The organism is Streptomyces rapamycinicus NRRL 5491, assembly GCF_024298965.1.
In the GTDB taxonomy this organism is placed as follows: Bacteria; Actinomycetota; Actinomycetes; order Streptomycetales; family Streptomycetaceae; genus Streptomyces; species Streptomyces rapamycinicus.
This window is the reverse complement of record NZ_CP085193.1, coordinates 5,805,693-5,827,440: the sequence shown is the minus strand read 5'-3', so window position 1 is coordinate 5,827,440 and position 21,748 is coordinate 5,805,693. Positions and strand designations below refer to the sequence as shown.

General features: G+C 71.2%; 21 protein-coding genes and 1 pseudogene. 17 read left to right on the top strand and 5 right to left on the bottom strand.

Going from position 1 to position 21,748, the window contains the following annotated elements:
• Positions 1–9 precede the first annotated feature (9 nt).
• A complete protein-coding gene (gene clpB / locus LIV37_RS24245) occupies positions 10–2,601 on the top strand; it encodes an ATP-dependent chaperone ClpB (RefSeq protein ID WP_020869727.1) in 2,592 nt (863 codons plus the stop codon).
• A gap of 192 nt (positions 2,602–2,793) precedes the next feature.
• Positions 2,794–3,330, top strand: coding sequence for a YbjN domain-containing protein (locus LIV37_RS24240; protein WP_020869726.1), 537 nt, complete (start codon positions 2,794–2,796; stop codon positions 3,328–3,330).
• Between the two features lie 115 nt (positions 3,331–3,445).
• Here the strand turns inward: LIV37_RS24240 and LIV37_RS24235 are convergent, their stop codons facing one another.
• The gene (locus tag LIV37_RS24235; protein WP_020869725.1) at positions 3,446–4,645 is read right to left on the bottom strand and encodes a membrane protein; all 1,200 of its coding nucleotides are present in this window, start codon (positions 4,643–4,645) and stop codon (positions 3,446–3,448) included.
• Positions 4,646–4,903: 258 nt separating this feature from the next.
• Between LIV37_RS24235 and LIV37_RS24230 the strand changes: the two genes are divergently transcribed.
• The 3 genes from LIV37_RS24230 (at position 4,904) to cutA (ending at position 6,911) form a co-directional block, all read left to right on the top strand.
• Positions 4,904–5,269, top strand: coding sequence for a VOC family protein (locus LIV37_RS24230; RefSeq protein ID WP_020869724.1), 366 nt, complete (start codon positions 4,904–4,906; stop codon positions 5,267–5,269).
• 97 nt (positions 5,270–5,366) lie between these two features.
• On the top strand, positions 5,367–6,548 hold the full coding sequence (locus tag LIV37_RS24225; RefSeq protein WP_020869723.1) for a pyridoxal phosphate-dependent aminotransferase: 1,182 nt from the start codon (positions 5,367–5,369) through the stop codon (positions 6,546–6,548).
• A 30-nt stretch (positions 6,549–6,578) separates the two neighbouring features.
• Positions 6,579–6,911 (top strand): divalent-cation tolerance protein CutA, encoded by a 333-nt coding sequence (cutA, locus tag LIV37_RS24220; RefSeq protein ID WP_121824569.1) that lies wholly within the window; start codon positions 6,579–6,581, stop codon positions 6,909–6,911.
• A 4-nt stretch (positions 6,912–6,915) separates the two neighbouring features.
• On the opposite strand, the gene LIV37_RS24215 is transcribed toward cutA, so the two are convergent.
• The 4 genes from LIV37_RS24215 to LIV37_RS24200 all read right to left on the bottom strand — a co-directional run bounded on the left by LIV37_RS24215 (position 6,916) and on the right by LIV37_RS24200 (position 9,542).
• Positions 6,916–7,224 carry an NsdA family TPR-like regulatory protein gene (locus LIV37_RS24215; RefSeq protein ID WP_020869721.1) on the bottom strand — a complete coding sequence of 103 codons (309 nt, stop codon included), beginning with the start codon at positions 7,222–7,224 and terminating at the stop codon, positions 6,916–6,918.
• A 709-nt stretch (positions 7,225–7,933) separates the two neighbouring features.
• Positions 7,934–8,398, bottom strand: coding sequence for a hypothetical protein (locus tag LIV37_RS24205; RefSeq protein WP_020869719.1), 465 nt, complete (start codon positions 8,396–8,398; stop codon positions 7,934–7,936).
• Positions 8,399–8,515: 117 nt separating this feature from the next.
• On the bottom strand, positions 8,516–8,725 hold the full coding sequence (locus LIV37_RS52640) for a VOC family protein (RefSeq protein ID WP_158634890.1): 210 nt from the start codon (positions 8,723–8,725) through the stop codon (positions 8,516–8,518).
• Between the two features lie 31 nt (positions 8,726–8,756).
• On the bottom strand, positions 8,757–9,542 hold the full coding sequence (locus LIV37_RS24200) for an SDR family NAD(P)-dependent oxidoreductase (protein WP_020869718.1): 786 nt from the start codon (positions 9,540–9,542) through the stop codon (positions 8,757–8,759).
• A gap of 56 nt (positions 9,543–9,598) precedes the next feature.
• Between LIV37_RS24200 and LIV37_RS24195 the strand changes: the two genes are divergently transcribed.
• The 12 genes and pseudogenes from LIV37_RS24195 to LIV37_RS24140 all read left to right on the top strand — a co-directional run bounded on the left by LIV37_RS24195 (position 9,599) and on the right by LIV37_RS24140 (position 21,706).
• On the top strand, positions 9,599–10,048 hold the full coding sequence (locus LIV37_RS24195) for a MarR family winged helix-turn-helix transcriptional regulator (RefSeq protein WP_020869717.1): 450 nt from the start codon (positions 9,599–9,601) through the stop codon (positions 10,046–10,048).
• 198 nt (positions 10,049–10,246) lie between these two features.
• Positions 10,247–11,191, top strand: a complete 945-nt coding sequence (locus LIV37_RS24190) for a DUF5996 family protein (protein WP_020869716.1) — start codon at positions 10,247–10,249, stop codon at positions 11,189–11,191.
• Positions 11,192–11,336: 145 nt separating this feature from the next.
• The gene (locus LIV37_RS24185) at positions 11,337–12,257 is read left to right on the top strand and encodes an alpha/beta fold hydrolase (protein WP_020869715.1); all 921 of its coding nucleotides are present in this window, start codon (positions 11,337–11,339) and stop codon (positions 12,255–12,257) included.
• A 120-nt stretch (positions 12,258–12,377) separates the two neighbouring features.
• The gene (locus tag LIV37_RS24180) at positions 12,378–12,674 is read left to right on the top strand and encodes a hypothetical protein (RefSeq protein ID WP_020869714.1); all 297 of its coding nucleotides are present in this window, start codon (positions 12,378–12,380) and stop codon (positions 12,672–12,674) included.
• Positions 12,675–13,083: 409 nt separating this feature from the next.
• On the top strand, positions 13,084–13,686 hold the full coding sequence (locus tag LIV37_RS24175; protein ID WP_020869713.1) for a DUF2617 family protein: 603 nt from the start codon (positions 13,084–13,086) through the stop codon (positions 13,684–13,686).
• 120 nt (positions 13,687–13,806) lie between these two features.
• A pseudogene (locus LIV37_RS24170) lies at positions 13,807–15,382 on the top strand (polyamine aminopropyltransferase).
• Between the two features lie 567 nt (positions 15,383–15,949).
• Positions 15,950–16,852 (top strand): SRPBCC domain-containing protein, encoded by a 903-nt coding sequence (locus LIV37_RS24165; protein ID WP_020869711.1) that lies wholly within the window; start codon positions 15,950–15,952, stop codon positions 16,850–16,852.
• Positions 16,853–16,876: 24 nt separating this feature from the next.
• Positions 16,877–17,692: an aldose epimerase family protein gene (locus tag LIV37_RS24160; RefSeq protein ID WP_020869710.1), complete on the top strand. Its 816-nt coding sequence runs from the start codon at positions 16,877–16,879 to the stop codon at positions 17,690–17,692.
• Between the two features lie 108 nt (positions 17,693–17,800).
• The gene (pyrE, locus tag LIV37_RS24155) at positions 17,801–18,340 is read left to right on the top strand and encodes an orotate phosphoribosyltransferase (RefSeq protein ID WP_020869709.1); all 540 of its coding nucleotides are present in this window, start codon (positions 17,801–17,803) and stop codon (positions 18,338–18,340) included.
• 204 nt (positions 18,341–18,544) lie between these two features.
• The gene (gene fbaA, locus LIV37_RS24150; RefSeq protein ID WP_020869708.1) at positions 18,545–19,567 is read left to right on the top strand and encodes a class II fructose-bisphosphate aldolase; all 1,023 of its coding nucleotides are present in this window, start codon (positions 18,545–18,547) and stop codon (positions 19,565–19,567) included.
• Positions 19,568–19,675: 108 nt separating this feature from the next.
• On the top strand, positions 19,676–21,229 hold the full coding sequence (locus tag LIV37_RS24145; RefSeq protein ID WP_020869706.1) for an MFS transporter: 1,554 nt from the start codon (positions 19,676–19,678) through the stop codon (positions 21,227–21,229).
• 63 nt (positions 21,230–21,292) lie between these two features.
• Positions 21,293–21,706: a DUF3151 domain-containing protein gene (locus LIV37_RS24140; RefSeq protein WP_014178261.1), complete on the top strand. Its 414-nt coding sequence runs from the start codon at positions 21,293–21,295 to the stop codon at positions 21,704–21,706.
• Positions 21,707–21,748: the final 42 nt, after the last annotated feature.

Below are 21,748 nucleotides of genomic sequence, written 5' to 3'. Positions count from 1 at the left end.
CACAGGGACGTGGATGCCGAGCTGACCAACAAGAGCCGGGCGGCGCTGAGCGCCGCCAATGACCGGGCGGTGTCCTCCGGGCATGCGGACATGACGCCCGCGCATCTTCTGCTCGCCCTGCTGCAGGGCCAGGACAACGAGAACGTGATGGATCTGCTGGCCGCCGTCGAGGCCGACGCGGCCCTGGTGCGCGACGGCGCCGAGCGGCTGCTCGCCGCGCTGCCCAGCGTCCAGGGCTCCACCGTGGCCCCGCCGCAGGCCAGCCGCGACCTGCTGGCCGTCATCGCGGACGCCACCCAGCGGGCCAGGGAACTCGGGGACGACTACGTCTCCACCGAGCACCTCCTCATCGGCATCGCCGCCAAGGGCGGCCAGGCCGGGGAGCTGCTCGACCAGCAGGGGGCGGGCGCCAAGAAGCTGCTCGCCGCGTTCGAGAAGGTCAGGGGTGGACAGCGGGTGACGACGCCCGATCCGGAGGGCACGTACAAGGCCCTGGAGAAGTTCGGCACGGACTTCACCGCGGCCGCGCGCGAGGGCAAGCTGGACCCGGTCATCGGCCGGGACCAGGAGATCCGCCGGGTGGTGCAGGTGCTCTCCCGGCGCACCAAGAACAACCCGGTGCTGATCGGCGACCCGGGCGTCGGCAAGACGGCCGTCGTCGAGGGGCTCGCCCAGCGGATCGTCAAGGGCGATGTGCCCGAGAGCCTGCGCGACAAGCGCCTGGTCGCCCTCGATCTCGGCGCGATGGTCGCGGGAGCGAAGTACCGCGGTGAGTTCGAGGAGCGGCTGAAGACCGTCCTGGCCGAGATCAAGTCCAGCGACGGCCAGATCATCACCTTCATCGACGAGCTCCACACCGTGGTCGGCGCGGGCGCCGGCGGCGACTCCGCGATGGACGCGGGCAACATGCTCAAGCCGATGCTGGCCCGCGGTGAGCTGCGCATGGTCGGCGCCACCACGCTCGACGAGTACCGCGAGCGGATCGAGAAGGACGCGGCGCTCGAGCGCCGCTTCCAGCAGGTGCTGGTGGCCGAGCCGACCGTCGAGGACACCGTCGCCATCCTGCGCGGGCTCAAGGGCCGCTACGAGGCCCACCACAAGGTGCAGATCGCCGATGGCGCGCTGGTGGCCGCCGCCGCCCTCTCCGACCGGTACATCACCTCCCGCTTCCTGCCCGACAAGGCCATCGACCTGGTGGACGAGGCGGCCTCCCGGCTCCGGATGGAGATCGACTCCTCGCCCGTGGAGATCGACGAGCTCCAGCGGTCGGTGGACCGGATGCGGATGGAGGAGATGGCCCTCGCCCGGGAGACCGACGAGGCCAGCAAGCAGCGGCTGGAGAAGCTGCGCCGCGACCTCGCCGACAAGGAGGAGGAACTGCGCGGCCTCACCGCCCGCTGGGAGAAGGAGAAGCAGGGCCTCAACCGCGTCGGTGAGCTCAAGGAGAAGCTGGACGAGCTGCGCGGCCAGGCCGAGCGTGCCCAGCGCGACGGCGACTTCGACACCGCCTCCAAGCTGCTGTACGGGGAGATCCCGGCCGTCGAGCGGGAGCTGGCCGAGGCGTCGGAGGCCGAGGCCGAGGTCCAGGGGGACCGCCCGACGATGGTCAAGGAGGAGGTCGGCCCGGACGACGTGGCCGATGTGGTCGCCTCCTGGACCGGCATCCCCGCGGGCCGCCTGCTGGAGGGCGAGACCCAGAAGCTGCTGCGCATGGAGGACGAGCTGGGCAAGCGCCTGATCGGCCAGACCGAGGCCGTACGGGCCGTCTCGGACGCCGTGCGCAGGACCCGGGCGGGCATCGCCGACCCGGACCGGCCCACCGGTTCGTTCCTCTTCCTCGGCCCCACCGGCGTCGGCAAGACCGAGCTGGCCAAGGCGCTCGCCGACTTCCTCTTCGACGACGAGCGGGCCATGGTCCGCATCGACATGAGCGAGTACGGCGAGAAGCACAGCGTGGCCCGGCTGGTCGGCGCCCCGCCCGGCTACGTCGGCTACGAGGAGGGCGGCCAGCTCACCGAGGCGGTGCGCCGCCGCCCGTACAGCGTGGTGCTGCTGGACGAGGTGGAGAAGGCCCACCCCGAGGTCTTCGACATCCTGCTCCAGGTCCTCGACGACGGGCGGCTCACCGACGGCCAGGGCCGGACGGTGGACTTCCGCAACACCATCCTGGTGCTCACCTCCAACCTGGGCAGCCAGTACCTGATGGATCCGCTGCTCGGCGAGGAGGAGAAGAAGCAGAGCGTCCTGGAGACCGTGCGGACCTCCTTCAAGCCGGAGTTCCTCAACCGGCTGGACGACCTGGTGGTCTTCTCCGCGCTCAGCGGCCCGGAGCTGGCCCGGATCGCCGAGCTCCAGATCGCCATGCTGGCCCGCCGCCTCGCCGACCGCAGGCTGACCCTCGACGTCACCCCGGCCGCGCTGGAGTGGCTCGCCGAGGAGGGCAACGACCCGGCGTACGGGGCGCGCCCGCTGCGCCGGCTGATCCAGACCGCGATCGGCGACCGGCTGGCCAAGGAGATCCTCGCCGGGGAGGTCCGGGACGGCGACAAGGTCCGGGTGGACCGGGTCGGCGACGACCTGCTGGTGGGCCCCGCGCAATAGGGGCCCGGGGCCGCTCGGCATCCCCGGTCCGGCCGGTCCTCGCGGTCGCCGTTTCGGCTGTCGTTTCGGCCGCCCTTTCGGCCGCCGTTTCGGCTGTCGTTTCGGCCGGATCGGGCAATGTACGGCCGGGGTTGCACGGCGGGGGCGGGTGTGAGGGAGGATGGCGGTATTCCATACGAAGGGAAATCCACGGTGAGCATCGACCCGTCCTCGATTCCGAATTTCGGGGGTCAGCCCGAGCCCGAACCGACGGGTCCGAGCGGCCCCGTGCTGCCAGACCAGGACCTGGTCAAGCAGCTGCTGGAGCAGATGGAGCTGAAGTACGTCGTCGACGAGGAGGGGGACCTCGCCGCGCCGTGGGAGCAGTTCCGCACCTACTTCATGTTCCGCGGGGAAGAGGAGCAGCAGGTCTTCTCCGTCCGCACGTTCTACGACCGCCCGCACGGCATCGATGAGAAGCCGCGGCTGCTCGAGGCGATCGACGACTGGAACCGCCGTACCCTGTGGCCGAAGGTCTACAGCCACACCAATGACGACGGCACGGTCCGGTTGATCGGTGAGGCGCAGATGCTGATCGGCACCGGCGTCAGCCTTGAGCACTTCGTGTCCTCCACGGTCAGCTGGGTGCGGGCTTCGATCGAGTTCGACCGCTGGCTGGTCGAACAGCTCGGTCTGGAGGCCGACATCGAGTCCGACGGCGACGACAAGCCGGGCGACGACGAGGCCTGAGCGGCCGAGCCGCATAGCCGTATAGCCGTATCGCGGTCAGCAGGGCCGTATCCCGGTCGGAAGGGCCGCGTCCCGGCCGGAATCGCCGCGTCCCGGACGGGAGGGCGCGTCCCGGTCAGACCGGGCTGGTCGCCATGGTCAGCAGATACGTCCCGTAGAGACAGGAGAGCCCGGCCAGCGCGCCGCCCACCAGGACGGCGGTGCGCGGCCGGGCTCTTGCCATCGCCCGCGCCGTCGGCAGCAGCAGCGGGAAGGCGGGCAGCAGGAAGCGCGGCTTGGACGCGAAGTAGTTGGCGCCGGCGAGCGCGATGAACACCAGGGCCAGGGTGTAGACGGCCAGCGGCAGCGGCGGTGGCCGCAGCGCGAGTCCGACCAGGGAGATCAGCGAGGCGCCGACGACGATCAGCGCCATGTAGTGCGACAGGTACCCGCTCCCCATGATCAGGGAGCGGGCGGAGCGGAAGCCGCTCGCACCGAGGTCGAGATACGTCCCCCAGCCGTCCTGGACGTCCAGATAGCCGCGCCAGGTGCCGCGCCGCACCCCCACCCACGCGGCGTAGCCGAGCCAGCCCAGCGGCGACAGCGCGGCCCCCGCCCACACCCGCCAGGACGTCCGCCCGCGGTGGCGCCGGATCTCGGCGGCCGCGCAGACGCACACGGCCGCCGCGACCGCGAGCCCGTTGGGCCGGGTGGCCCCCGCGCACAGCGCGAGCGCCCCGGCCGACACCCAGCGCCCGGTCAGCAGCGCGTACAGCGACCAGGCCGCCAGCGCCGTCAGCAGCGACTCGGTGTACCCCATGGACTCGACGACCGCGTGCGGCAGCAGCCCCCACAGCGCGACCAGCGCCAAGGCCACCCGCCGTCCGTACAGCCGCTCCCCGACCGCGTGGATCCCCCAGGCCGCCAGCCCGGCCGCGGCCCAGGCGATCAGCAGCCCGGCCGTCACCGCGCTCACGGGGACGATGCCGGCGACGGCCCGGATCAGCGCCGGGTAGAGCGGGAAGAACGCGAGATCGCTGAAGCTCAGGCCGGGGTGGGTGGCGGAGGGTCGGCTGGTGCCGTAGCCGTGCTGGGCGATGCCCACGTACCAGAGGCTGTCCCAGTAGTGCCCGAGCCGCGTCCGCGGATGCATCCCGGCGTGCCGGGCGCCCAGCGCCACGCAGACGATTCCGGCGGCCCGCACGGTCGCGTACACCGCGAGCGCGAGCCACGCCCGCCCCAGCGAAGCCCCGACCCGCCCCAGCGCCCGCCGCCGTTCCGTCTGCCGCCGGGGCGGCTCCGGGGCCCGTGTGGACGCGGCGGTGTCGGCGGACACGGAGACCTCCGGTGCTGGCGCACGACGGGCACACTACGGGCACACGACGGACCTGACCTGCGCCGAGCCCCCGGGGAGGGGACGGACCAGGGGGCTCGGCGGACACACCGACCATCCGCCAGGCCGCGGACGCCCGCGACCGGGGGAAGTCCAACCGGGGGAGCGGGGCGACCGGGGGCGGTGACCGGCGTGCGCGGCGAGCGTGCCGCGACTGACAGCTGGCGCAAGGGGTAGTTGCCGTACATACATCGGAGCCGTGTGTACGCCGTTCTGATCGACGCGCCGGAAGCCGAGGCCGCCCGCGCGGCCGCCTTCTGGGCGGCGGCTCTTGGCGTCACCGCTCGGCCGTTCGCGCCGGAGCCGCAGTTCACCACGGATCATGAGGCACTGCCGGGGCTGGTCACCGCCGTCCAGGCGGTCGACGACGCACCCCGTATCCACCTGGACATCGAGTCCGACGACGTCGAGGCGGAAACCACGCGCCTGCTCGCCCTGGGTGCCGAGCAGATTTCGCGGTGGCAGGAGTGCCGAGTGCTACGGGTTCCTGGTGGCCACCTGGTGTGCGTGCTGCCCGTGGAAAGCGACCCCGAGGTATTTCGGGCACAGGCCAACGTCTGGGCCTGACGTCGCCCGTTACGAGGGCGACACAGCCCCCAGACCGGCGGGCGCGCCCCGCGCCGGGCAGGGGGAGAGTTGATGGAGGCCAATGGTTCGGCGGAGTATGGGCGCCATGGGACGACCGCCGCTCAACCGCCGACTGGCCGCCTTCGGCACCACGATCTTCGCAGAGATGTCCGCCCTCGCCGTGCGCACCGGCGCCATCAACCTCGGGCAGGGCTTTCCGGACACCGACGGCCCCGAGGAGGTGCGCGAGGCCGCCGTCCGCGCGCTGCGGGACGGCCGGGGGAATCAGTATCCGCCCGGCCCCGGCGTGCCGGAGCTGCGCACCGCCGTCACCGAGCACCAGCGGCGCTGGTACGGCCTGGCCTTCGACCCCGACACCGAGGTGCTGATCACCGCGGGCGCCACCGAGGCCATCGCGGCGTCGCTGCTGGCGCTGGTGGAGCCGGGCGACGAGGTGATCGCGCTGGAGCCGTACTACGACTCGTACGCCGCCTGTGTCGCCATGGCGGGCGGCGTCCGCGTGCCCGTCACCCTGCGCCCGGACGGTGACGCCTTCCGGCTGGACCTGGACGAGCTGCGCGCCGCCGTCACCGACCGCACCCGGCTCATCCTGCTCAACACTCCGCACAACCCCACCGGCACCGTGCTCACCCACGATGAGCTGGCCGCGGTCGCCGAGCTCGCCGTCGAGCGCGATCTCCTGGTGGTCACCGACGAGGTCTACGAGCACCTCGTCTTCGGCGCCGAGCACACCCCGCTCGTCTCCTTCCCCGGGATGCGCGAGCGCACCGTCACCATCAGCAGCAGCGGAAAGACGTTTTCGTTCACGGGCTGGAAGGTCGGCTGGGTGACCGGCGCTCCCGAGCTGGTCACGGCGGTGCGCTCGGCCAAGCAGTACCTCACCTATGTCTCGGCGGGCCCCTTCCAGTACGCGGTGGCCGAGGCGCTGGCCCTCCCGGACGCCTATTTCCATGGCATCCGGGACGATCTGCGCGCCAAGCGCGATCTGCTGGCCGACGGCCTGACCGACGCGGGCTTCCATGTCTTCCGCCCCTCGGGCACGTACTTCATCACCACCGACATCCGCCCCCTCGGCGAGACCGACGGCTTCGCCTTCTGCCGCTCCCTCCCCGAGCGCTGCGGTGTGGTCGCGGTCCCGAACGCGGTCTTCTACGACCACCAGGACCAGGGCTCCCCCTTCGTCCGGTTCGCCTTCTGCAAGCGCGAAGAGGTCCTTACGGACGCCGTGGGCCGCCTCAAGACCCTCGCCCAGGGCTGACGCGTCGGCTTCAGGGCCACGCTCGCGGGCATGACTGATTTCCTTCAGGTGGCGACGGCGACGGAAAGCCGTGAGGAAGCCGAGAAGCTTGCGGGGTCGGTGGTGACGGCTCGGCTCGCGGCCGGGGCACAGATCGTCGGGCCGGTGGTCTCCGTCTTCTGGCATCAGGGGGAGTTCGGGACGGGGGAGGAGTGGCAGCTGCTGTTCAAGACCCGTGCCGACCGCTATGCCGAGCTCGAAGAGCACCTCTTGGAGCATCATCCGTGGAAGAACCCCGAGGTGTCGGCGGTGCCGATCGTCGCGGGCTCGGATGCCTATCTGCGGTGGGTGGAGCGGACCACTGAGCCGGAGTCCGGGAACTGACCTCTCACGTCCTGGCCCTCGTCAGGACGTCGGCCACGGCCGGAAGCGCCTTGTGGGCGTTGAGCCGGTGGAGGATCGGGGCAAGGCGCTGGCGTGGCCGGACGGACGCCACTCCGGCGGAGAGTTCGAGGGCGCGGCTGACGGAGGCTGTGGCCTGCTCGATCTCTCCGGCGGTGAGGTAGGAGTCGGCGAGCCAGGACAGGTAGAGGCTCTTGTCGCGGGCGTGGGTGTCGTCGTAGCGGGAGAGAAAGCCCTCCAGTACGGGAACTGCGCGGATGGGGCGGCGCAGCTCGGTCCAGCATCGGCCCGCCATGATCTGCAATCCGTTCCCGTCCCATGCTGCCCAGTCGGGCTGTGGGGAGAGACCCCCGCGACCGATGCGAGCGGCCCGGGGGCGTGGTCAACGCTGCGAAGGAGCGTCAACGTGCCAAACCGTATCCCCCGATTCGTGCGGTGGCTGCTGCGACTGCCGGCGCCCGGCGTAAGCGCTTCGGTGACCTGTGCGGACGCCCCGACGCTGCGGCTTCCGTGCGTACATCAGGCACATCGGGAGTCGGTCCCTCGTGTGGAGCTGCTGTGCGCTCCACACGGGATGGTGGTGGTCAGGTGACTGCGCAACCGCGATTGCTGCCATGGTCCGGCCCAGCCGGGCAGCCGTGCTACCTGGTGTCGGACGCGGACGGCGCGGGGTATATGTCGCGCCTGGCTGACGAGATGGAAGCGGTCCAGCTCCGAATGGGCGCCGAACTCATCGGCCACGCCCGCTTACTGCTCCGCGACCGAAAAGCGGGAGCCGGAGAGCTCCGCTACCTCTCCAACCGCCTGATCGAGGCGCTGCGAGACGCGCTCCGGATCGCGGAGAGTCGCGGCGGGCGTCTGCCGGTGTCCGACGAATGCGAGAGCAACCCGGACCACACCCGTGCCTGGTCAGCTCTTGGAGGGTCTGGTAGGAAATCGATCACGAACCCCGGTGCCGATGGCACCGGGGTCTTCATGCTCTCGTGGCGTCTATTGCAGGCGTCTCAGAGATGCCTCTTGCCTGCGCTGACAAGTCGGCTGATGTCGTCACGGGTCCGCACTCTGAGATCGTCGAGTTCGGCCCTGTCGTCAGCCTTGGCCAGTCTCGTGATGTCCGCAAGCACGTCCTCCGCAGCCTGGCTCAGCGTCTCGTCGTCCGTGAGCATCTGCATCAGGAAGAGAGCTTCTTGAGCATTGGAGCGCAAGTCGTAGGCGCGGATGCGCACGGTGTCCGGGCTCTCCGGCGGGGGATGTTCGTGCTCACAGAACCAGAGGTGAACGAGGCAGCGACGGTAGTTGATCAACGCGCCGGCATAGACGGAGTAGGCATCGAGTCGCTCCTGTCGGAGCCTCTCGCGACGGTTGAACTGATGACTCCTGTCGGTGGTGCGCTGCTGGAACGCCAGGGTGATCGCCGAACCCAGCAGCGTTCCGAGGACGGCTATGGCACTGGCGATGATGGTCTCCACGGCCCAAAGCTGATCACATGCCGAACCTCGTGCGTCGTGGGAGCAACTTCCGTACCCAGACGCTTTCCAAGTCTGTTGGTGGGGTGGTGGGCGGCGTTCGGTGGCGTTCACCTGTGCTCATGGGCGGCTGTTCACCGCTAGGGGACGGCTGCCGGTCACGCCTGAACGCCCGTGAACGGGGCGCTCGGCGCCCAGGGCGAGCAAGCGCGTGGTTTCCGCCTCGACGTCGTCGGTCTCGATGTCCAGGTGGTACGGGGTGCGTCGTCGACCGCCTGGACGGCGGTGACCAGCCCCGGCAGTGCCTGCGCCGACTGCCAGTCGCGGCACGCTCGCCGCGCACCTCTTGGGCAGTGGAGGGTCAGCCCGATACGAGGCCGTCGGGCCGGTATACGGGCACGTCGAAACGGTCGGACATGGCGTCAAAGGCGCGCTGTTCGGCGGCACGTTGCTCGGTGAAGCCGGGGGTAGCGGTCGGGCCGAATCCGACTTCCATGCGGGAGCCGTCCAGCAGGGGGAAGACGGTGTCGCAGAATTCGGCCAGGTCGGCGCCGTGTGCCTGGCCGGGGCCGGTGAGCTCGGTGGCCACCGCCGGGGGGATCAGTTCCACCACTCGGACCGGGGTGGCCTTCAGGGCGTGGCGCAGGTTGACGGTGTAGCTGTGCAGTGCGGCTTTGGCCGCGCTGTAGAGCGGGGCGAACGGCTGTGGGAAGAAGGCTCCGCCGGAGGTGATGTTGACCAGCACGCTGGGACGGCCGTGGGTCAGCATGTGCGGGACGAGCAACTGCCCGAGGTGGACCGGGGCGGCGAACAGGATGTCGATCTCGTTCTGCGCTTCGGCCCAGCTGGATCGGTCCGAGGCGATGCCCACCCGTCGCTGGATACCGGCGTTGTTGATCAGCACGTCCAGCTCCGGCATGGTCTGCCGGACGTGATCGGCCAGGTGCTGCCGACCTTCAGGGGTGGCGATGTCGTTGGTGACGGTTTCGATGCCGGGCAGGCGGTCAGCCGCCGCCGTGAGTCGGTCGGCGCTGCGGCCGGTGATGGTGACGCGGTGTCCGGCGGCCAGATGCCGTTCGGCCAGGCCGAGACCAATGCCCGAGCCGCCGCCGGTGATGAGTACTGCGCGCTTCAGATGAGTTTCCATGTAAACCATCATGGTCCGCTTGTGTTTACATGGCAACTCAAGAGTAGGGTGACTCCATGACGCACCCCCTCGACGACTCCGAGATGGCGCGGTGGATCGCCTGGAAACGAGCAAACGACGCGGTACTCGCCGCGGTCGCACGAGAGATCCACAGTGCCGCCGGACTGTCCGCGGCCGACTTCGCCGTCCTCTCGCGCGTGATCGAGAACGGCGATGGCCGCATGCCCCAGCAGGACCTTGGCGCCATGCTGGACTGGAAACGCGCCCGCCTGTCGCGCCAGCTCTCCCGGATGGCCGAACGCGGACTCCTGCGACGCGAAGACGGACACGGCAGGCGCGTGCTGATTGTCGCGACGGACGAAGGCCGGACCGCCCTTGCCGCCGCCCGCCCGGCACACGCGCGGGCAGTCCGCAGCGCTCTGTTCGAGCGCACCCGCGCACCGGGCACCGATACCTTCTGGAATGTCATCCAGGAGATCGCCGCGCCTCCCGAGGCGGCCCCGTAAGCCCTGGCCGACACCGAGTGGCGAGGCATGCGACCGCCGTGGTCGTGGTGCGGCAGGCGGTCGGTTCCTCCGCTTGCTCACATGCACTCCCCGGATTTCCGCGCTGGTTTTGAGTGGCGGGACGGGCGGGTACTCGGCCGGGCCGGAATCCATCGACCGTGCGTTGTCGCCAGAGCGGTGAGTCCCGCGGGAGGCGAGATGGCCAACCAGAAGACACAGCGGGCCGGCGCCTGGCCGCGGCTCCGGCTGGAGGACTGGGCCGAGACCCGGGACACCCTGCACATGTGGACCCAGATCGTCGGCAAGATCCGGCTGGACCACGCGCCACCGGCCAATCAGTGGTGGCAGGTGACCTTGTATGTCACCCCGCGCGGGCTGAGCACGTCCACGGTGCCGTACGGGACCGGAGCGTTCGATATCGAGTTCGACTTCATCGACGACCGGCTGGGGATCAGGGTCAGCGACGGAAGCAGGCGCGAGCTGGCGCTGGAGTCCAAACCGGTGTCCCAGTTCTACTCCGAGATCATGGGCCTGCTGGGAGACCTGGGCATCCAGACCCGGATGTACCCCCGGCCGAACGAGGTGCCGGTGGCGATCCCGTTCCCGGAGGACCACCGGCACGCGGCGTACGACCCGTACGCCGCCCGGCTCTTCTGGGGGCAATTGCTGAACGCACACCGGGTGTTCGGGGAATTCCGGTCCCATTTCGTCGGCAAGGCCAGCCCCGTGCACTTCTTCTGGGGAGCGATGGACCTGGCCGTCACCCGCTTCTCCGGCCGTACCGCGCCGCCGCATCCCCCCGGCGGTGTGCCGAACCTGCCGGACCGGGTGACGCAGGAGGCGTACTCCGTCGAACTGTCCAGCTGTGGCTTCTGGCCCGGCGGCGGTGAGGAGGGCGGCTTCTACTCCTACGCCTACCCCGAGCCCGCCGGCTTCGCCGACCAGCCGGTCCGGCCCGCGACGGCCTCGTACCGGCGGGATGTCGGCGAATTCGTGCTGCCCTACGAGGCGGTCGCCACCGCACCTGATCCGGACCGGACGCTGAGCGAATTCCTGCACAGCACCTACGAGGCGACCGCCGAACTGGCCGACTGGGACCGCGCGGTCCTGGAAGCCGACCCCGTGCACTGGGAGCACCGCTAGGGGGCCCATGGGCTTGGGGCTTGTCCCCCGGGCGAGCTACGCGCAGGTGTCCTCCGTGTGGTGACGATTCCGGGGCTCCGGGTCCATAGCGTCTGAGACGCCCGCGTGGAGCGGGTGACCCAGACTCTCTCAGGGGGGAAGAACGATGATCCGCAGTGCCAGGGTGCCCGCCGTGATCGCGCTGTCCTGCGCCGTGGCCGGTGTGGGGCTGGTCGGCTGTGAGGACTCCACCAAGGCGGATTCCGACAAGTCCGCCACCACGTCCGCCGCCGCTTCCCAGAAGGCGGGCGATCAGGACTTGCTCACCGGCACCAAGAAGATCGAGGTCGGCGGACGGTTGGTGAACGTGTCCTGTTCGGGGACCTCGGCGGACGGCAGGCCGGTCGTCATGCTGGTGCCCGGGGGCGGCGACGGTCTGGAGAAGATGGCCGGGATCCAGAAGACCCTGAGCAAGAAGAACCGGGTCTGTTCCTACGACCGGCTCGGCGAAGGCGCCAGCGACAAGCCCGACGGGCCGCAGACCCTCAAGAGCACGGGGAAGGTGCTGACCGCGGTGCTCGACCGGGTCGCCGGTGACAACCCGGTCGTCCTGGCCGGGCATTCGCTGGGCGGGCTGATCGCCGCTCGGTACGCCCCCGACCACCAGGACAGGGTCAAGGGGCTGGTCCTGATGGACGCCACCTCACCGACCCAGACCGCCGATCTCAACAAGGGGATCCCCGAGTCCGCCACCGGCCCGGCGGTCGCATTGCGTGATCAGACCCTCGCGATCCTTCACGGAGGGGAGCCGGAAATGCTCACGGTGCCTGACGGGAAGGTCCGTTCCGCCGGGGACATCCCGGTGGAGGTGATCCACCACGGGAAGCAGTACCTCGCGGAGGTGCCCGACTACGGGCCGGGTCTGGAGCGGGCGTGGACCAACGGCCAGCGCAAGTGGCTCGCGGTCTCCAGTCGCTCCAAGCTGAGCACCGCCAAGAACAGCGCGCACTACATCTACGTCGACCAGCCGGATGTCGCCGTGCGGGCGATCGAGCGCGTCACCGTTCAGGCCGCGGACGGCGCGTAGGCCGTGCGCTGAACCTCTGGACTTCCTCAACTTCGCTTTGACCCCGCATGAGGTCGGGCATGGGACCCGGCAGGTACGAAGCGGTACCTCGCTACGGGGGTTGGAAGGAGAGTGAGGACCATGGGTCCTGTTGTCATCTTTGTCGTGCTGGCGTTCACGTTCGCGGCGCTCGCCGCGCTGGGCGCCGGTCGGTCGAAGGGGTACAGCGGGCGGCGCAAGCGGTCCTGGGGCGCCGGTTCCAGCGGGGCCGCCGGTGGCGGCTGGTGGGCCGGTGGCGACGGCGGCGGCGGTGGTGGCCATCACGGGGGTGGTCACCACGGCGGCGGTGGCTGCGGCGGCGGAAGCGGCTGCGGCGGTGGGGGTGGCTGCGGTGGCGGCGGCGGTGGTGGTGGCGGTGGCTGCGGCGGGGGTGGCTGACCCGCGGTTCCCACGGCCTTACGGTCGCCGCACCGTTCTTACGGTTGCGGCACCGTTCCTACGGTCGTCACGCGGCCTTACGGTCGCCACGCCGTTCTTACGGTTGCCATGTCCTTCTTACGGTTACCACGCCCGTTCTTACGGCCGTGAAGCGATGAGCCAGCGCCCGGCGCGCCAACGTGCGCCGGGCGCTGGCTTGTTGAACACTTGACCTAGGGAGCGCCCTAGGGGGTGGAAACCCGGCGAAGGTGGGTAAAAACGATGTGGCGCCCAGCATTTCATGATTCCGTATACCACCAATCGACCTTACGGCCCCACGTGGGCACGAGCCGCCGTATGCGCATGCCCCTGGTCCCCCGCGGGGCGAGCTGGCCCAACTTTTTCCACTGCGTGCTTGCGGAGCCGATCCATGCTCACGACCCTCAAGACTGCCTACACCGATACCCGCGCCGCTGACCTCGCCTGGGGCCTGGGACGGGAACCGCTTCCCGCCCTCGCTGTGCTCGATCTTCAACTCCATGACTTCGCCGTCCAGTTGAGGCTTCTGGGAGCCTCCCACCAGGTCCTCCTCGAAGGGGAGGGCAGCCGTTGCTCGGAGACCGTGGCCTGTATGTCCGGCAACAGCACCCCGCTTCCGCTGGGGGTTTCCACCCTCGTCGACGGCCGCGAATACGAATTCGCGGCGCGCGTCGAGGAGTTGTCGCAAGGGGCCTTCGCCGGGCGCGCGCAGGAGCTGCTCGCGCTGGTGGCCGACCATCCGCACGGTCTGGCCGGTACGTTCCCCGGCAGCCCGAACGCGTTCACGGCGCTGCTCGCGCAGTGGAACGAGGGCACGGTGGGCTGGCGTACCTGGCATGCCTACCCCCAGGAGGGGCGGTTGGTCACCACCCGCACCTGTGTGGGGGCCCGGGTGCCGGCCGCGCTCCGGCCGCCGGGTGCGGGCGGGCTCGATATGGGTGGTCTCGCGGACGGGCTGTCGGGCGGGGTGTCGCCCCAAGTCCCCTGTGTCTGAAGGGGATCGCGCATGGCCAAGAGGCCATCGATGCCAGACGTACGAACGGCAATGCACTCGTGTGGGGGACGAGACGTAAGCGATATGTGACGTAGCGTTCCCTTTGTGATCGATTCGCCCATGTCCGCCGTCTCGGATGCGCCGTCGTCGCCGGAATCCGGCCCTCCGGCGCGGCTGCCCGTGCGGGCGGGGCTCGGCCGCTTCCTCGTGCTCGGCACGGTCTTCGTCTGCGCCGCCTGCGGCCTCGTCTACGAGCTCGAACTCGTCGCCCTCGCCTCGTACTTGGCGGGTGACTCGGTCACCCAGGCATCCGTGGTGCTGTCCGTGATGGTCTTCGCCATGGGCGTCGGCTCGCTGCTGGCCAAGCGGCTGCGCTGCCGGGCCGCCGTGGGCTTCGGCGCCGTCGAGGCGGTGCTCGCGCTCGTCGGCGGCTGCTCGGCGATGGCGCTGTACGCGTGCTTCGCGTGGGGCGGTCACTCGCGCTCCGCGCTCGTCGGCTTCTCGTTCGCCATCGGTGTGCTCATCGGGGCCGAGGTGCCGCTGCTGATGACCCTCATCCAGCGGGTGCGCCGGCAGGACGCGGGCGGCGCGGTGGCCGATCTGTTCGCGGCGGACTATGTGGGCGCGCTGGTCGGCGGGCTCGCCTTTCCGTTTCTGCTGCTGCCCGCGTTAGGCCAGCTGACCGGCGCGCTGGTCACCGGTGCGGTCAACGCGGTCGCGGGCGGCGCGCTGGTGCTCTGGCTGTTCCGCCGCGATCTGAGCATGCGGGCGCGGTGGACGCTGATCGTCGCCAATGGGCTGGTGCTCGCCGCGCTGGCCGCCGGTGCCGTGCTGACCCCCTCCTTCGAGCGGGCCGCCCGACAGGCCGTCTACGGACCGGGGGTGCGGGTCGCGCTGCGCACCGGCGAGCAGGAGATCGTGCTGGTGGGCGGGGGGGACGAGCGGGCGGCCGCTGTCGCTGTTCCTCAACGGGCGGCTGCGGGTCAGCGGGCGCGACGAGGTCCGCTACCACGAGGCGCTGATCCACCCGGCGATGGCCGCCGGACCGCATGCCCGGGTGCTGGTGCTGGGCGGGGGCGACGGGCTCGCGGTGCGCGAGATCCTGCGGTACGCGGGGGTCCGCTCGGTGACCGTCGTGGAGCGCGACGCGGAGGTGGTGCGGCTGGCCCGGCGCGATCCCGGGCTGTCCGCGCTCAACGGCGGCGCCTACCGCGATCCGCGGGTGCGGGCGGTGACGGCGGACGCCTTCGACTGGCTGCGCGGGTCCATGGCGTACGACGTGGTGGTGTGCGATCTGCCCGCCCCCGAGCTCACCCCGAGCACCAAGTACTACTCCCAGGAGTTCTACGGTCTGGCCGAGCGGGTGCTGGCGCCCGGCGGCCGGCTGGTGGTCCACGCCGGGCCGCTGCGGCCCGATCCGCGGGCGTTCTGGACGGTGGACGCGACGATGCGCTCGGTCGGGCTGCGGACCACTCCGTATGTGATCGGCGCCCCGCGCCCCGGGCGCGGCAGCCCGCCCGACTGGGGCTTCGTCCTGGCGGCGCGCTCCCCGGTCGGGCTGCGGCTGGCCCCGCACCGGCCGCGGCCGCGCTCGCTGACGGAGGAGGGGCTGCGGGCGGCCCGGCGCACGGCCGAGCGCGCTCGGGAGGCGGGTCTGCCCCCGTCGACGCTCATGCGTCCGCGCTATGGGGAGTGACGTCCGCGCTGTGGGGAGTGACGCCCGCGCTGTGGGGAGTGACGCCCGCGCTGTGGGGAGTGACGCCCGCGCTGTGGGGAGTGACGCCCGCGCTGTGGGGAGTGACGCCCGCGCTGTGGGGAGTGACGCCCGCGCTGTGGGGAGTGACGCCCGCGCTGTGGGGAGTGACGCCCGCGCTGTGGGGAGTGACGCCCCGGCCTGTGGGGTGTCGACGGATCTTGACGTCTGTGGCGGATCTTTCCCCTACCCGCCCCTCCCCGCTACCAGGGGCTTCGCCCCTGGACCCCGGCCCCCGGGGTCTGGGGCAGAGCCCCAGTTTCGGGGAGGGGCGGGTAGGGGGAAGCTATGCGGCTCCGCCGCGTGGTCCGCCGGACACCCCCTGTGTGACGCCACGGCGGGCCCGGCGGTGGGCGGCGGGTCCGGCGGCGGGTCCGGCGGCGGGTGCCCACCCGCGTGCGGGGCGGGTCCGCGCGCCGGGGGCTCGCGTCGGCGGCGTACGCCAGCGGCGCGCGGAAAGTTGTGCGGGAACGGGTCTCAGTGAACGCGCGATGGGTACTGTTTTGACCTATGGAGCATGAGGTGTTCGTTCCGTTTCCCGTCGACACCGTACGGCTGGCGCTCGCGGAGCCCGCCCGCGTCGCTCGTTGCGTTCCCGGGCTCCAGCAGGACGCCGATGAGGCCGCCGGTCCGCTCGCCGGCCGGCTGCGGCTGCGCATCGGCGGGTCCACCATCACCTATCGCGGCGCGCTGCGCGTCGTCCGGCGCGCCGATGCCTTCGAGGTCGAGGGCGAGGGCGGCGAGGCGCGCGGCAGCGGCTCGGTGAAGCTCGCGCTGACCATCACGCCGAAGCCCGTCGAGGGCGGTACGGAGCTGAACTGCTCCGGGACGGTGCACAGCGAGGGGCGGCTGGCCGAGTTCGACGACGAGGCGGCCATCACCGTGGCGCGGCGCATGCTGGACCGGTTCGCCGCGGCGCTCACGGCCGGGCTGGAGACATCCCCGATCAGCGCGCCCACGGAGGACGAGGCCCCCGGCCAGGCCACCGAAGCGACCGCCGACGAGTCCACCGATGCGGCCGCTGACGCGGGTGCGGCGGCCGCCGCCGCGGATGAGACCGGCCTGCCGACCGAGGCCGAGCTTCCGCTGTCGGCCGACGACATGGACATCGAAGACGTCGGCGACCTCGAGGACCTAGACGAGGTGGACGGTGTCGAGGAGCCCGTCGGCTTCGGCGAGCTCGACGACCTGGACGAGGAGCCCCCGGCCGAGGCCGCCCACGCCCGCCGCACGATGATCGGCCGCTCCACCGAGGAGGTCGACCACGCCCCGCCGCGCGGCCGCTACGCCCCGGTGCCCGCACCCGAGACCGTCTCCACCAGCGCCACCCTGCGCTGGGCCGCGCCCGCCGCGGCCGTCGTGCTCGCCTCCGTCGTCGTCGTGGGCCGTCGCGTACTTCGCCGCCGCCGATGAGCCCGGGCGCATAGGCTCGGTGTTGTGACCACCGAAGACACAACGGAGACCAAGGGCGTACGGCTGACCGCCGGGGACGCCGAGCTGACCGTCTCACCCGAGAACGGCTGCCGTATCGGTTCACTGCGCATCGGCGGTACGGAGCTGCTGCGGCAGGGCCCGCGGTTCGGGTCGTTCCCGATGGTGCCGTGGTGCGGCCGGACCGGTCTTGGCCGGTTCCGCAACGGCGGGCGGACCCACCAACTGCCCATCAACTCCCCGCCGCACGCGATCCACGGGACCGGCCGGAACGTCGAATGGGCCCCCGCCGGCACGGGCCGGTCCAGCGCGGCCTTCACCTACGACCTCGCCGACCCCTGGCCGTACGAGGGCCGGGTCACCCAGACCTTCGAGCTCTCCCCGGACAGCCTGACCGTCACCATGAGCGTGGAGACCGGGGGCGACTCCTTCCCGGCACAGGCGGGCTGGCATCCGTGGTTCCTGCGGAACCTGGGCGACGGCGGCGCCGATGCCGAGATCGCCTTCGACGCCGCATGGCAGGAGGAGCGCGGCGAGGACCACCTCCCCACCGGCCGCCGGATCGCGCCGAAGCCCGGCCCCTGGGACGACTGCTTCGGGATGCCGCAGGGGGCGGACGTCACGCTCACCTGGCCCGGCCGGCTCGAGCTGAAGGTCACCAGCCGGACGGAGTGGGTGGTCGTCTACGACGAGCAGGCGGAGGCGGTGTGCGTCGAACCGCAGTCCGGCCCGCCCAACGGCCTCAACCTCATGCCGCGCCTGGTCACCCCCATCGAGCCGCTGGAGATCGCCATGACCTGGAGCTGGCGCACACTGGCCTGACGCGGTCGGCCTGACGTGGTCGGTCTGGCACGGTTGGTCTGACGTGGTCGGTCTCACGGTACGGAGCGGCTTGGGGGGTTCCGAGGGCCACCGCATAAGCTCGTGCGCATGAGCGATGCGCGTGACGCCCTGCTGCAGCAGATCAAGGACAAGGCCGTGGTCCACGGCAAGGTGACCCTCTCCTCCGGGCGTGAGGCCGACTACTACATCGACCTGCGCCGGATCACCCTGGACGCCGAGGCCGCGCCGCTGGTCGGGCAGGTCATGCTCGAGACCACGGCCCATCTGGAGTACGACGCGGTGGGCGGGCTGACGCTGGGCGCCGACCCGGTGGCCACGTCCATGCTGCACGCCGCCGCCGCGCGCGGGCGCCGGCTCGACGCCTTCGTGGTCCGCAAGGCCCAGAAGACGCACGGAATGCAGCGGCGGATCGAGGGCCCGGACATCGCGGGCCGCCGGGTGCTGGTGGTCGAGGACACCTCCACCACCGGCGGTTCGCCGCTGACCGCGGTGGAGGCGGCGCGGGAGGCGGGCGCGAAGGTCGTCGCGGTCGCGACGATCGTCGAGCGCGGCGCCGCGCCCGCGATCGCGGACGCCGGGCTGCCGTACCTCCCGGCGTACTCGCTCACCGACCTCGGGCTGAGCTGAATCAGGAGCCAGCTGAATCAGGAGCTGAATCATGCAGGCTGGAGAGGCGGGAGGTTTCACGTGAAACCACCCACCCCCGTCCGTGTGGTCTCGGCGTGCGCCGTGTAGAGCAATCGGCGGAGTCTGGGATTATGGCCCCGACGATGACGTCGCCCCTAGGTCAGGGCCAAGTACGACTAACCCGCACATACAAGGAGCGGTCAGATGCCCATCGCATCCCCTGAGATCTACAACGAGATGCTCGACCGGGCGAAGGCGGGCAAGTTCGCCTACCCGGCGATCAACGTGACCTCGACGCAGACTCTGCACGCCGCCCTGCGCGGCTTCGCCGAGGCGGAGAGCGACGGCATCGTCCAGATCTCCACCGGTGGTGCCGAGTTCCTGGGTGGCCAGTACAAGAAGGACATGGTGACCGGTGCGGTCGGGCTCGCCGAGCTCGCGCATGTCGTGGCCGAGAAGTACCCGGTCAACATCGCCCTGCACACCGACCACTGCCCGAAGGACAAGCTGGACGGCTATGTCCGTCCGCTGCTCAAGATCTCGCAGGAGCGCGTCGCCAAGGGCCAGAACCCGCTGTTCCAGTCCCATATGTGGGACGGTTCCGCCGAGACCCTCGCCGACAACCTCGACATCGCGCAGGAGCTGCTGGCCGAGGCGGTCAAGGCGAAGATCATCCTCGAGGTCGAGATCACCCCGACCGGTGGCGAGGAGGACGGCGTCACGCACGAGATCAACGACAAGCTGTACACGACGGTGGACGACGCCCTGCGCACCGCCGAGGCCCTGGGCCTGGGCGACAAGGGCCGCTACCTGCTGGCCGCCTCCTTCGGCAACGTCCACGGCGTCTACAAGCCGGGCAATGTCGTCCTCCGCCCGGAGCTGCTGCGTGACCTCCAGGACGGTGTCGGCGCGAAGTACGGCAAGCAGGACCCGTTCTTCTTCGTCTTCCACGGCGGCTCCGGCTCCACGGAGCAGGAGATCCGCACCGCGCTGGAGAACGGCGTGGTGAAGATGAACCTCGACACGGACACCCAGTACGCCTTCACCCGTCCGATCGCGGACCACATGTTCCGCAACTACGACGGGGTGCTGAAGGTGGATGGCGAGGTCGGCAACAAGAAGACGTACGACCCGCGGAGCTGGGGGAAGCTGGCCGAGACGGGGATGGCTGAGCGGGTCACCAAGGCTTGTGCGGATCTTCGGTCCACCGGGACGAAGCTGAAGTAGCTCTCCGGCTCGCCCTCTCGGGCCCGGCGCTCGCCCTTGCGGCGAGCCGCCGGGCCCGATTGCGTTCTGGGCTGGCCCCGGGGGCGCCGCCCGGGGCATGATCCAGGTATGGCAGGTGTGCGACTGTCCGTGCCGGCTGGGCGGTGGCTGGTGTTCACCACCGTGCTGGGCTCCGCGATGGCCCTGCTCGACAGCACCGTCGTCAATGTCGCCCTGCCGCGCATCGGCCTCGACCTGGGCGCCGATCTCCCCGTACTGCAGTGGACCGTCAACGCCTACATGCTCACCCTCGCCGGGCTGATCCTGCTCGGCGGGGCGCTCGGGGACCGGTTCGGGCGGCGGCGGGTGTTCGTCATCGGGGTGGTGTGGTTCGCGCTGGCCTCGCTGGCGTGCGGGCTGGCACCGAACGCCGGGGTGCTCATCGCCGCGCGTGCGTTCCAGGGCATCGGCGGGGCGCTGCTCACCCCCGGCTCGCTTGCGCTGATCCAGTCGGTGATCCACGCCGATGACCGGGCGCGGGCGATCGGGCTGTGGTCCGGCTTCGGCGGCATCGGGGCGGCGATCGGGCCGTTCCTCGGCGGCTGGCTGGTGGACGGGCCCGGCTGGCGCTGGGTGTTCTTCATCAATGTGCCGCTGGCGGCGGTGTGTGTGCCGGTGGCTTTGCGCCACGTACCGGAGACCCGTGATCCGCGGCCGCGCGGCCGGTTCGACGTCCTCGGCGCCGTGCTGGGGGCGGCGGCGCTCGCCCTGGTCACCTATGCGCTGATCGCCGCGCCGCAGAAGGGCGCCTCGCCCGCCGTGGTGGTTCCGGGCGTCGCCGGGCTGGCGCTGGGGGCGGTCTTCATCGTCGTGGAGCGGAGGCTGCGCGAGCCCATGCTGCCGCTCTCCATCTTCGCCTCCCGCCAGTTCAGCGCCGTCAATGTGGTGACCCTGTGCGTCTACGCGGCGTTCGGCGGCTTTTTCTTCCTCTCGGTGCTCGACCTCCAGGTGGTGGTGGGCTACTCCGCGCTCGCCGCCGGTACCGCGCTGCTGCCCACGACCACGCTGATGCTGCTGCTGTCGGCCCGTTCGGGGGAGCTGGGCAAGCGCATCGGCCCGCGGATCCCGCTGACCGTCGGCCCGCTGCTGTGCGCGGCGGGAATGCTGCTGATGACCCGGGCCGGAGTGGGGGCGGTGTACTGGCGGGACATCCTGCCCGCGCTGCTGGTGCTGGGCCTGGGCATGGTCGTGGTGGTCGCCCCGCTCACCGCGACCGTCCTGGCCTCGGTGGACGTCGCCCGAGCGGGCCTGGCCAGCGGGGTGAACAACGCGGCGGCGCGGGCGGCCGGGCTGGTCGCGGTGGCGGCGCTGCCGCTGCTCGCGGGGATGGGACCGGAGGCGTACCGGTCGGCGGACGCCTTTTCGAGCACCTTCCGGCGGGCGATGCCGATCTGCGCCGGGGTGCTGGTGCTGGGGGCGGTCCTCGCCTGGTGCACGGTGCGCTCGGACGCGCTGGAGCAGGCGGGCGCGGAGGTGGGCGCGGAGCCGGAGAGGGCCGGGGCCGCGGTGTCGGCGGAGGGCGTCGCGCGGGCGGCGGGGCCGCCGTGCCGCCCCGAGTGCGCCTACCACTGCGGGGTGTCCGCGCCGCCCCTGGACCCGGGCGAGCGAAGCCCCCGTACCTGACCCGCGTCCTCCTCATGGCTTGAGCGTGTCGGGTGGGGCCCCGGACCAGGCAGACTGGAACCCATGGCCATTCACGAGAACCTGCTCGGGGGACCGCCCCCGACCCATCTGCCCGACGACCCGGAGCCGCGCGAGCTGCTCGCCTCCGGCGCGGCCCCGGCCGAGGTCGCCGCGAAGTACCCGGCCTCCTCGCTCGCCTGGGCGCAGCTCGCCGACGAGGCGTTCGAGGCCGGCCGGGTCGTCGAGTCCTACGCGTACGCCCGCACCGGCTACCACCGCGGGCTCGACGCCCTGCGCCGCAGTGGCTGGAAGGGCCACGGTCCGGTGCCCTTCGAGCACGAGCCCAACCGGGGCTTCCTGCGCGCCCTGCACGCGCTCGCGCGCGCCGCGCAGTCCATCGGCGAGCAGGAGGAGTACGAGCGCTGCTCGACCTTCCTGCGCGAGAGCTCCCCGACCGCGGCGGACACGCTCTCCTGATTCACGTCTCCTGATCTCGCCTCTCCTGATCCGCTGGGACAG